Annotated in this window: 11 protein-coding genes and 1 pseudogene; 2 read left to right on the forward strand and 10 right to left on the reverse strand. The window is 33.1% G+C overall.

Annotated elements, in window-relative coordinates:
- Positions 1–120 precede the first annotated feature (120 nt).
- Positions 121–834, forward strand: a complete 714-nt coding sequence (locus ABZA65_RS08140) for an arginyltransferase (protein WP_373072504.1) — start codon at positions 121–123, stop codon at positions 832–834.
- Here the strand turns inward: ABZA65_RS08140 and ABZA65_RS08145 are convergent.
- From ABZA65_RS08145 to ABZA65_RS08170, 6 genes are all read right to left on the reverse strand, one after another.
- Entirely contained in the window at positions 821–1,486 is a 666-nt protein-coding gene (locus tag ABZA65_RS08145; RefSeq protein WP_373072506.1) for a hypothetical protein, read from the reverse strand. The two genes, ABZA65_RS08140 and ABZA65_RS08145, sit on opposite strands and share 14 nt — an antisense overlap.
- A gap of 363 nt (positions 1,487–1,849) precedes the next feature.
- Complete coding sequence (fusA, locus tag ABZA65_RS08150; RefSeq protein ID WP_373072508.1) at positions 1,850–3,940, reverse strand: elongation factor G; 2,091 nt, start codon at positions 3,938–3,940, stop codon at positions 1,850–1,852.
- A gap of 12 nt (positions 3,941–3,952) precedes the next feature.
- Entirely contained in the window at positions 3,953–4,420 is a 468-nt protein-coding gene (gene rpsG, locus ABZA65_RS08155) for a 30S ribosomal protein S7 (RefSeq protein WP_152306463.1), read from the reverse strand.
- A 90-nt stretch (positions 4,421–4,510) separates the two neighbouring features.
- Positions 4,511–4,882 carry a 30S ribosomal protein S12 gene (gene rpsL / locus ABZA65_RS08160; protein WP_373072511.1) on the reverse strand — a complete coding sequence of 124 codons (372 nt, stop codon included), beginning with the start codon at positions 4,880–4,882 and terminating at the stop codon, positions 4,511–4,513.
- A gap of 142 nt (positions 4,883–5,024) precedes the next feature.
- Positions 5,025–6,164 (reverse strand): Na+/H+ antiporter NhaC family protein, encoded by a 1,140-nt coding sequence (locus ABZA65_RS08165; RefSeq protein ID WP_373072512.1) that lies wholly within the window; start codon positions 6,162–6,164, stop codon positions 5,025–5,027.
- A gap of 233 nt (positions 6,165–6,397) precedes the next feature.
- Complete coding sequence (locus ABZA65_RS08170; RefSeq protein ID WP_373072514.1) at positions 6,398–7,021, reverse strand: acyl-CoA acyltransferase; 624 nt, start codon at positions 7,019–7,021, stop codon at positions 6,398–6,400.
- Between the two features lie 53 nt (positions 7,022–7,074).
- Between ABZA65_RS08170 and ABZA65_RS08175 the strand changes: the two genes are divergently transcribed.
- Complete coding sequence (locus ABZA65_RS08175) at positions 7,075–7,752, forward strand: L,D-transpeptidase (protein ID WP_373072516.1); 678 nt, start codon at positions 7,075–7,077, stop codon at positions 7,750–7,752.
- Here ABZA65_RS08175 and argS read toward each other — a convergent pair.
- From argS to ABZA65_RS08195, 4 genes and pseudogenes are all read right to left on the reverse strand, one after another.
- On the reverse strand, positions 7,749–9,365 hold the full coding sequence (gene argS / locus ABZA65_RS08180) for an arginine--tRNA ligase (protein WP_373072518.1): 1,617 nt from the start codon (positions 9,363–9,365) through the stop codon (positions 7,749–7,751). The genes ABZA65_RS08175 and argS overlap by 4 nt on opposite strands.
- A gap of 3 nt (positions 9,366–9,368) precedes the next feature.
- Entirely contained in the window at positions 9,369–9,602 is a 234-nt protein-coding gene (locus ABZA65_RS08185) for a twin-arginine translocase TatA/TatE family subunit (protein ID WP_373072520.1), read from the reverse strand.
- A gap of 77 nt (positions 9,603–9,679) precedes the next feature.
- Positions 9,680–10,300 carry a guanylate kinase gene (gene gmk / locus ABZA65_RS08190; protein WP_373072522.1) on the reverse strand — a complete coding sequence of 207 codons (621 nt, stop codon included), beginning with the start codon at positions 10,298–10,300 and terminating at the stop codon, positions 9,680–9,682.
- Positions 10,300–11,082 (reverse strand): annotated as a pseudogene (locus ABZA65_RS08195) (DNA topoisomerase IV); the annotation flags it as partial. The gene gmk and the pseudogene ABZA65_RS08195, both read right to left, overlap by 1 nt.

Here is an 11,082-nt window from a genome sequence, read left to right on the forward strand (position 1 = left end):
AAGATTTTACTTCTTTGTATATTAATCTTTCTTTAACTATTTATATTTAATTTACCACTAAATATAACATAAGTATTTTAAGTAAGTCTATATTAATCGATACTATGTCAATATTTCATTATGAATATACTAAAAGAGTTTTCCATAAATGACAAATGTTCATATCTAGACAACCTTGAACAAACTATGCACTATAAAATAATAGATGAGTGTTCTCAAAATAAGTGTGAAGATTTTATAGAAAGAGGTTTTAGACGTTTTGGCAAGATGTATTTCCGTCCAATTTGCGAAAGTTGTGATGAGTGTAAAAGCATTAAAATAGACGTTAAAAACTTCAATTTTTCAAAGTCACAAAGAAGAGTTTTGAGAAAAGCGGAAAATTTAAAATCTATAATTCAAAAGCCTACATTAACAAAAAGCCATATTGAACTTTTTGAAAAATACCATCTTCATATGAAGGATGAAAAAGGTTGGGAATATTCCCCTACTACAGCTCAAGGCTATTACAACTCTTTTGTAAGTGGTGCTAATGAATTTGGTTATGAAGTTTTATACTTTGATAATGAAAAACTAATTGGAGTTGATCTTATAGACATATTGCCTAATGGGATATCTTCTATTTATTTCTATTACGATCCAGATTATAAAAAATTTGCCTTAGGTAAACTATCTATGTATTTACAAATTAAGTTTGCTAAAGAGGCTAATAAAGATTGGATATATATGGGATACTACGTAAAAGATTGTCCATCTCTTTCTTATAAGTCACACTATGAGCCATATCTAACGTTAGAGGGAAGACCTAATGAAGGAGATGAGCTTACTTGGTTTTAAGCTCTTTTTTCTGTTCTTCTCTAATCTTTTCTTTTTTCTTTTTTAACTCTTCTTCTAAAGATTTTACAATTGCCTCTTGTTTTTCTTTGTCTTTTGCTCTAATTCTTTTGATATTAGCTTTCTCTATTTCTTCTTTAGTTGGTCCTTTATATACTTTCTTTTTATTTTTCTTTTTTTCATCTTCTGCAACAAACTCTTCTATCACTGTGCCATTGATGTCTAAATGTTCTTTATGCTCGTAGTAGTACTTTTTAATTTCAGGTTTGTATCTAGTTGTATCTATAAGACCTGTTTTTATCATCTCTAAAAATAAGTTATTGTTTTGCTTCTCTATAGAGTTTAAAAAAAATCTTTTAACTCTCATAAGATAAAAATCATTTGTTTTAGCAAGTTCTCTTAACTTTTTTAAATATTCATCTTTTGTTACACTTAGATTACCATTATCAATATTAAAACCGATATTTTTTATAACACTAACTAGGACAGCATAATCTTCGATTTTTTGTTTTTCATTTTCAAAATATTTATATTTAGGTAGTTCTTGAATGCTATCAACTTTATTATATATTTTATCACCAAGAGCAGAATATACTTTTGGATTAAGTGCAAATACTTGAAGTGTCAATATAGTGATCAGTAATATTATTTTCATTGTTAAGCCATATTTTTTTCAAATTATAGCAAATTTAGTACCAACTAAGAGATAATCATATAAAATATTTCTATGATTAATATAATAAAAAAAGAACTAATAATATACGCTGCACTTTTAACTGTGCTTATTGTGCTTATGCATCCAGATATGTTGTCCGACCCTACTGCTAGACTTGGACTTATGCAAGAAAAAGGTAATTATATACATCCATTATTGTATACGTTTATAATATATTTGGTGTTGTATTTTTTCCGCTTTATTTTTAGCTTTATAATGAAGTTTTTTGATAAAAAGAATAGATAGAATTTAGATTTGAAAGGACGTTTCACCAAAAGGTGAAACAAAAGAGATAGTTAATAATTAACCGTTTCTCTTTTTGATGATCTCTTCAGATACATTTCTTGGAACTTCTTCATAGTGATCAAATTCCATAGAGTATGTAGCACGACCCTGAGTTGATGAACGTAAATCTGTAGAGTAACCGAACATTTCAGATAATGGTACATGTGCGTCAACGATTTTGTTTCCGCTTCTGTCACTCATAGAGTTAACTTGACCACGACGACGGTTAAGGTCACCGATAACGTCACCCATATACTCTTCAGGTACTTCAACTTCAACTTTCATTAATGGCTCAAGGATCTTAGCATTTGCTTCACGAGCAGCTTCTTTGAAACCGATAGATGCAGCGATTTTGAATGACATCTCATTTGAATCCACATCGTGATATGAACCATCGTAAAGAGTGATCTCGATATCTTCGATTGGATAACCAGCAAGTACACCATTTTTCATAGATTCTTCCATACCTTTTTCAATAGCAGGAATGTACTCTTTAGGGATAACACCACCTTTAATATCGTTGTTAAAGATAAGACCTGAACCAGCTTCAGCAGGTTTCATTTTGAATACAACGTGACCATATTGTCCACGACCACCAGATTGTTTAGCGTATTTGTAGTTTTTGTCAACTTCAGTTGTAATAGCTTCACGGTAAGATACCTGTGGAGCACCAACTTCAGCTTCAACTTTAAACTCACGCATCATACGATCAACAATGATCTCAAGGTGTAACTCACCCATACCAGAAATAATAGTTTGACCAGTCTCTTCATCAGTGTGAACACGGAAAGATGGATCTTCTGCAGCTAGTTTACCTAGTGCGATACCCATTTTTTCTTGGTCAGCTTTAGTTTTTGGCTCAACTGCAACTGAGATTACCGGCTCTGGGAAGTCCATACGCTCAAGTACAACTTTATCTTTCTCAGAACATAAAGTATCACCAGTAGTAGTGTTTTTAAGACCAACAACCGCACCGATCTCACCAGCGTAGATCTCTTTAACTTCTTCACGTTTAATAGCGTGCATCATCATGATACGCCCTATTCTCTCTTTTTTATCTTTTGTAGAGTTGTGAACGTATGAACCAGATTCTAAAGAACCACGGTATACACGGATGAAAGTTAATTGTCCAACGAATGGGTCAGTCATAATTTTGAATGCTAAAGATGCGAAAGGTCCGTTATCAGTTGATTCAACTGTAACTTCTTTAGTCTCATCATCCATCATAGTTCCCTTGATAGCCGCAACTTCAGTTGGAGCAGGAAGGTAATCTACAACAGCGTCAAGTAGAGTTTGAACACCTTTGTTTTTGAAAGCTGTACCAACAGTCATTGGAACGATGTGCATAGCGATAGTAGCAGCTTTGATAGCAGCTTTGATCTCTTCGTTAGAGATCTCTTCACCCTCTAAGAATTTCTCCATAAGCTCTTCTTGACCATCTACAGAAGCAATCTCTTCGATCATTTTTTCACGGTACTCTTCAGCTTTATCTTGGTAATCAGCACGAATATCTTGTGTATTGTAAGCAGAACCCATAGCAGCATCTTCGTCCCATACGATCTCTTTCATTTGAACTAAATCGATAACACCTTCGAATTTATCTTCAGCACCGATTGGTAATTGTATAGGAACCGGATTACCTTTAAGACGTTCACGAATTTGACGCTCTACTTCATAAAAGTCAGCACCAGTTCTATCGTACTTGTTTACGAAAACGATTGAAGGTACACCGTAACGGTTACGTTGTCTCCATACAGTTTCTGATTGAGGCTGAACACCACCAACTGCACAGAATACTGAAACAGCACCGTCAAGTACACGCATAGAACGCTCAACTTCAATAGTGAAGTCAACGTGACCCGGAGTATCGATAATGTTGATCTGTTTTCCATCCCATGTACAAGTTGTTGCAGCAGAAGTAATTGTAATACCACGTTCTTGCTCTTGCTCCATCCAGTCCATAGTAGCAGCACCATCATGAACCTCACCGATTTTATGCTCAACACCAGTATAGAAAAGAATTCTTTCTGTAGTTGTTGTTTTACCCGCATCAATGTGAGCAGCAATACCGATATTTCTTACGTCTTCTAGTTTGTGACTTCTTGCCATATTAGTTTCCTATTACCATCTATAGTGAGCAAATGCTTTATTAGCTTCTGCCATTTTGTAAGTATCTTCTTTCTTCTTGAATGCACTACCTTTATCAGTTGCTGCATCCATAAACTCATTAGCTAATCTCTCAGCCATTGTTCTTTCATTTCTTTTACGAGCAGCATCAACTAACCAACGGATAGCTAAAGACTGCTGACGTACCGGGCGTACTTCTACTGGAACTTGATAAGTAGCACCACCAACACGGCGACTTTTAACCTCTATAATAGGTTTAATGTTCTCAATAGCATCATTGAATGTATCAATTCCACTTTTCTCTCCACGAGAACCGATGATATCTAAAGCTGAATAAATAATTTTTTCAGCAGTTGATTTTTTACCATCTAACATAATTTTGTTAATAAATTTCGTTAAAACTTTGCTTCCATAAACTGGATCAGGCATAATTTCACGAACGGGAGCTTTTCTTCTTCTCATTTTTAATTTTCCTTATCTTCAATTTTTTCAAATTTACTCAAGATATTTTCATACCCTGTAGTTAGCTTGAACTAATTAGTTAAACCCTGATTATTTAGGTTTTTTAGCACCGTATTTAGAACGAGCAACTTTTCTATCGTTAACACCAGCAGTATCTAGTGCACCACGAACGATGTGATACTTAACACCAGGTAAATCTTTAACACGACCACCACGTACTAGTACGATTGAGTGTTCTTGAAGGTTGTGACCTTCACCACCGATATATGAAATAACTTCAAATCCAGAAGTTAAACGAACTTTCGCAACTTTTCTTAAAGCTGAGTTTGGTTTTTTAGGTGTAGTCGTATAAACACGAGTACATACACCACGACGTTGAGGGCAAGATAATAGCGCTGCAGATTTTGATTTCTTTACAACTTTCTTACGCTCTTTACGAATCAATTGATTGATTGTAGGCATTGTTTTCCTTTACTTAATTTTTCCAGTAGAATGTAACTCACTAGAGTCTAGGGAGTTATAAACGCGCAATAATACTAAAATTGTAATTAAATATAGCTTATTTTAAGAATTAGTTTTATCTAGAGCTAAGGTTATGGGAAATTTAACTGATTAAAGAGAATATTATAAAAAATACTGAAGCCAATGCTCCAGATATAAGTGCATATGGAAGTTGAGTTTTAACGTGAGAGATCACATCACACTCAGAAGCAAGAGAAGATATTATAGTAGTATCAGATATAGGAGAACAATGATCTCCAAATACACCGCCTGATATTACAGCACCGATTGCTAAAGCTATATTAGCATCCACGCCGATTGCCATCGGCACAGCTATTGGAATCATTATAGAAAAAGTACCCCAGCTAGTTCCCGTTGAAAAAGCTATAATAGAACTAAGTACAAATATAACAACTGCTAAATATACTGGATTTAAGCTTTCACTGGCAAGAGAAGCTAAATAGATTCCAGTTTTAAGTTCACTACTTACATCTCCAAGTCCAAATGCAAAGAGCAGTATTAAAGCTATAGGAAAAAGTTTCTTAGCACCGATTAGCGAATATTTTTGTATATTTTTAAAACTCATATTTTTAGTAAAAAAATAGTATATATTTATAAATATTAATGTTGTAAGCATTGTATAAAAAATAGAACTTGAACCACTGCCTTGAAGTATGCTTCCGTTTCCTGTTATATATAAAAATATAAACACCAACACTACCATCAGTATTATAGGAAGTAACATATACCACATACTATTATGTGAAAAGATGTCTTTATTATCAAATTTTTTATAACCTGCATCTTTCATAGGTCCAATATCTATACCGTACCAAATAGAAACAAATGTAACTAGTAGTGCGAAAATTGCATAAAAATTATATACCACAGACTCAATGAGCAATTCTATGGGGCTGATATTTAACGAATTTACTTCTATTTGCGTTAATACTAACCCTAAAAGCAAAGCACCCCAACCGTTTAAAACAATCAAAGAACTTATAGGTGCAGATGTCGAGTCACAAACATATGCAAGTTTTTCTCTAGATATATGATGTTTGTCACAAAGAGGTTTTCCAACTGCACCGCTTATAAGTGCCGTTATTGAAGATTCTATAAAAATTATTACACCTATAATATAACTAAGCATCAAAGCTGAACGTTTTGAGCTTACAATCTCTTTTTTGTTCTCTAAATAATCTACAAATCCACCTATTCCTCCACTTCTTTCAATAAGTTCCATAATTGAACCTACCAATATGGCAAAAGCTAAAGTTTTTAATATCCATGGAGTTGTCAAAAGTTTGTAAAAAAGTTCATATACATTATTTAATGTATTTAAAATAGAGTAATCGGCTAAAAAGAAAATGCCTAATAAAATACCACTAAATAGGGATAAGTTTACATTTCTTGTAAAAAGTGCAAGAGCAATGGCAAAAATTGACGGGATGATAGAGAGAAAAGTAGGTTCTATGATTAAAACTCTATCTCTAAAAGTGCTAGACCTAAACGTCCAAATTTTTCTTTATATAACTCGCACTCTTTTTGTTTAACTTCTTTAAATCCAAGCTTTTTATAGAGTAGTATGATCTCTAATGAACCAATTTCTACTATTGTCTGAGCAATTCTATAACCTTTAAGTCTTGCAGTTAATAAGCTTTTTTGCATAAGAGCCTTTAGGATTCCTACATCAACGAAACCTTCCAACTCTTCCATAAAATCAAAGACTAATGTACGGTTATTTTGTTCAAAATCACAAACTTCTAAAATCTCTTCATATTCACTTATATCTCCATCAAAGCCTATCTCTTCAAGAGATTTTTTAAATGCTGCGTGTGTAGATATACGTGGTTCATAGCTGCAAAGCGTACCTACTTGTTTTGAATCTATGTTTGCTATTAGGAAATTACTGAAATGGCAATGATTCTTAGTTTCTGTTACTATGAGCTTTTCCAAATACGATAATAAATCTTCATCAGTTTTTGTGTTAAAAACCAAGTCATATATACCATACTTCTTCTCAGCTCTTGAACTTTGAAGAATCATCTTTGCTAAAAATCCAGCATCATTTTCAGATGCCTTGGAAATACTTATACCCATAATATTTTTCCGTAATTAATCTTTTTCGTACTTTAGTAATAGTAACATATCTTATGCTAAAAAGTTTCTTAATTATAATAAATTTTCATATATTTGCTTTTGCCTCTCAAATTGTACTTGTAGTAGCAGATAATACTAATACAAATAAGGCTAAATTACAGTGCTTTGAAGATAACAAAAAAGTCGGTAAAACTATAGATGTAAACATTGGTAAAAATGGTTTGGGTTTAGGTGTATCCAAATTAACTCCAAACTTTGATATTAAAATTTATAAAAGAGAAGGTGATAAAAAAGCACCCCTTGGTATTTTTAAATTAACTAGAGTATTTGGTTATGAAAAAAATATAAAGACTAATATGCCATATATTCAAGCTTCAAAAGATCTAATCTGTGTGGATGATTCAGACTCAAAAGATTATAATCGTATTATAAAGATGCCGAGTATAAAACCAAAAAGTTTTGAGATAATGAGGCGTGATGATGATCAATATAAACTAGGGATCGTTGTTGATCATAATAAAAAGCAGATCAAACAAGCTGGTTCTTGCATCTTTTTACATGTTCAAAAAACACAAGATTCTCCAACTGCAGGATGTACATCTATGAAATATGAAGATTTAAAAAAGATTGTAGAGTGGTTAGATCCTAAAAAGGATCCAATGTTAATTCAAGTGGATGAAAAAAATCTAGATAATATCAAAAAACTATACCCAGAGTTACCTCTGGATTAGTTTTCTTCATCTTCCTTAAACATTCTATCTTTAGCTTCGATACCCATAAGTGAAAGTCCAGTTTTAATTGATAAAGCTACAACCATTAAAACTTTAAGCAGATTTGCTTCATCCGCGCGGCCGATTATACGTACATCGTAATAATATTTATGAAGTGATGCAGCTAAAGACTGTAGATAATCAGGTAACTTTTGAACTTGACGTGAACTAAATGCATCTTCAATAACTTCAGGCAGTAATAGTGCATCAAAAAGTAAAGTATCAGCTTGCTCATCAAGCCCTTTTAGTGAAGCTTTAAGTATCTCTTCTTCACTAAAATTACTTTTTGAAATAATAGTCTTAATACGAGCATGAGCGTACTGAATATAAAATATAGGGTTTGAGCTGTCTTGCTTTTTAAGAGATTCAACATCAAACTCTAAAGCAGTGTCACTTTTCTTAGAAGCAAATATAAATCTAAGTGCATCAGGTCCTATCTCATCTACTATATCACTCATAAGTATAACGTTACCTGCACGCTTACTCATTTTGTATGGCTCACCATCTTTTAAAAGACTAACCATTTGAGAAAGTAAAACTTCTAACTTACTTGAATCATAACCTAAATACTCAACTGCTGCATTTACACGAGGAATATAACCATGGTGGTCAGCTCCCCAGATATTTATATAGTGATCATATCCGCGCTCAAACTTTTGATTGTGATAGACAATATCTCCAGCAAGATAAGTCGGGCGATTATCTTCACGAACTACAACTCTGTCGTTATCATCACCTTTAGCTTCAGATGCTAACCAAATTTTTCCATCTTTTTCATAGATAGCATTTTTGTCATTCTCTGCCATCTTAGCCATTACCCTGTCCCAATCATCATATAAAGATGACTCGTTTACAAAAGTATCAAAGAAAATATTTGTATCGGCTAGAGATTTTTTAATAATCTCCATAACACCATCTTTTGCCCATAATGCAAGCTCTTTCTGACGTGATTCATCAGTCAAAATATCCTCACCGAATTTTTCAACTGCACCTTTAGTCAGTGCATCTAAATACTCACCACGGTAATAGCTCTCAGGATACTCAACTTCTTTTTTTAAAATGTTTTCTTGTCCATAAAGTTGAATAGATAATCCAAGAAGGTCTATCTGATTACCTGCATCATTTACATAATATTCAGCTGTTATATCATACCCAAGATGTTTTGCTAGACGATAAAGAGTATCCCCATAAACTGCACCACGAGAGTGACCTATATGAAGTGGACCTGTCGGATTTGCACTAACAAACTCTAAAAGAATTTTCTCTTTCTTTGCATCCTTACCAAACTCTGAAGGATTATCTAAAGCCCATGAACCATATTCATCTAAAAAGTTTTCACTCAAACGAAAGTTTAAATAACCTTTTACAGATTCTACTTTAGAAAACACTTCAACACTTTCATCAAAAGATGATGCAAGTTCTTCTGCAATAACCATTGGAGATTTTCTTAACTCTTTAGCAAGTGAAAAAGCGATTGGAGTAGCAAAGTGACCGAAAGATCTGTCACGAGGTTTTTCTAGAACTACTTCGCGACCAAGTTTGTCACGAAGATAGGATTGTACACGTTGTTTCAAGGCTTACGCTTGTGTAGTAGTGTTTTTTGGAGTTTCTGTTGAAGCTACTTCTTCTGAATCTTCAACTTTTTTAGGCTCATCAGCAGCAACTTCTTTAGAATCGTCATTCATCTCTTCTTTAAAGTTTTTTATACCCTTACCAAGCCCTTTAGCTAGTTCTGGTATCTTTTTAGCACCAAATAATAATACTACGATAACTAATATAATTAATAACTCTTGTCCACCAGGCATTCCCATAATTGTTTCCTTATTTTAATTTAAAGTTCGTGAGTATAACTTTTTTTTGCTGTAAATACTCTTATCATATAATTTTTTTATATATCTTCCCAATTTTGCACAAATTCATTCACTCTATCTGTCGGTATTTTTATTCTCGCAGTTTTTGCTATTTGTCTTAAAACATCTGCTGCTATATCAAGATCATCATTAACAATTAAATAGTCATACTCACTCATTCTTTGTATTTCACGCTTAGCCATATTTATACGTTTATCTATAATATCTTGTGAATCAGTAGCTCTGCTTTCGAGTCTTCTTTTAAGCTCTGAAAGTGTAGGAGGTGTGATAAATACAGATGTTGTAATATCTCCAAGACGGTTGTTTACAGCTGTATTACCCTGAACATCTATATCAAAAATTACCAACTTCCCTTCAGAAAGTGCTTCTTTAACAGGTTTAATCGAAGTACCGTAATAATTTCCATGAACAACTGCATGCTCTAAAAACAATTCTTCTTCTATATCTTTTTTAAACTCTTCTTCACTAACGAAATAATAATGTACACCATCTTCTTCACCGTCTCTAGGTGCACGAGTAGTTGTAGATATAGAAAAATAACACTCACCAATATCATTTATAATCTTATTTAGCAAAGAGCTTTTTCCTGCACCGCTAGGACCTGATAGTACTAAGACTACACCGTTATTTTCATACATTATTTATTATCCAACTCTATATTAATATTAATTTTCATTCCTTTCATTGATGCTGCAACATCTTCATTTGTTAAAGCTTTTAGAAGCTTTTTAAGAGCTTCTACACCATCACTATTAGCTTCTATTTGCGTATCAGTAGGAATCTCTTGTGTTTCCTCTTTTAAATCTTCAACTTCATCACTTCCTTCCAGAACTGACTCTTCTTCTAAATCTGATTCATCTTCACTTAATTCACCTACTGCCATTCTTAAACTATCTGTAGTAAGTGATGAGAAATCATCCATATCTATTTCAGTATTTAAGTCTTCTTCTGTAAGTTTTTCTTCTGCTGACTCTATTAGCTCTTCTAGATTTTCATCATCTAACTCAGATTCATCTAAATCTGCTTCTTCTAAAGCGTCAAGACTTAGTTCTTCATCCAGTTCATCTTCTAAGTTTAATTCATCTGCACTATCTAAGTCATCGTCTAAAGAAAGCTCTTCTTCTGTTTCTTCTTCTAGATCATCAAGATTTAGTTCTTCATCTTCAGCACTGTCTTCTAAATCTTCAATTTCATCACTTGTTTCTTCAGAAGTTGCATCTTCAAGATCATCTAGGTTTAGATCATCATCCAAGTCCGATTCATCCAGTTCATCTTCTAAGTTTAATTCATCTGCACTATCTAAGTCATCTTCCAATTTAGATTCATCTAGTTCATCTTCTAAGTCCGTCTCTTCGAGACTTTCAACTTCATCACTTGTATCTTCCAAAGCCAATTCATCTAAATCTGCTTCTTCTAGATC

The organism is Sulfurimonas sp. (genome assembly GCF_041583195.1).
In the GTDB taxonomy this organism is placed as follows: Bacteria; Campylobacterota; Campylobacteria; order Campylobacterales; family Sulfurimonadaceae; genus Sulfurimonas.

Coding starts and splice junctions, on each gene's coding strand:
- fusA (WP_373072508.1), bottom strand. CDS start 3,940: ATGGCAAGAAGTCACAAACTAGAAGACGTAAGAAATATCGGTATTGCT.
- rpsL (WP_373072511.1), bottom strand. CDS start 4,882: ATGCCTACAATCAATCAATTGATTCGTAAAGAGCGTAAGAAAGTTGTA.
- ABZA65_RS08145 (WP_373072506.1), bottom strand. CDS start 1,486: ATGAAAATAATATTACTGATCACTATATTGACACTTCAAGTATTTGCA.
- ABZA65_RS08165 (WP_373072512.1), bottom strand. CDS start 6,164: ATGGAACTTATTGAAAGAAGTGGAGGAATAGGTGGATTTGTAGATTAT.
- ABZA65_RS08175 (WP_373072516.1), top strand. CDS start 7,075: ATGCTAAAAAGTTTCTTAATTATAATAAATTTTCATATATTTGCTTTT.
- rpsG (WP_152306463.1), bottom strand. CDS start 4,420: ATGAGAAGAAGAAAAGCTCCCGTTCGTGAAATTATGCCTGATCCAGTT.
- ABZA65_RS08140 (WP_373072504.1), top strand. CDS start 121: ATGAATATACTAAAAGAGTTTTCCATAAATGACAAATGTTCATATCTA.
- gmk (WP_373072522.1), bottom strand. CDS start 10,300: ATGTATGAAAATAACGGTGTAGTCTTAGTACTATCAGGTCCTAGCGGT.
- ABZA65_RS08170 (WP_373072514.1), bottom strand. CDS start 7,021: ATGGGTATAAGTATTTCCAAGGCATCTGAAAATGATGCTGGATTTTTA.
- ABZA65_RS08185 (WP_373072520.1), bottom strand. CDS start 9,602: ATGGGAATGCCTGGTGGACAAGAGTTATTAATTATATTAGTTATCGTA.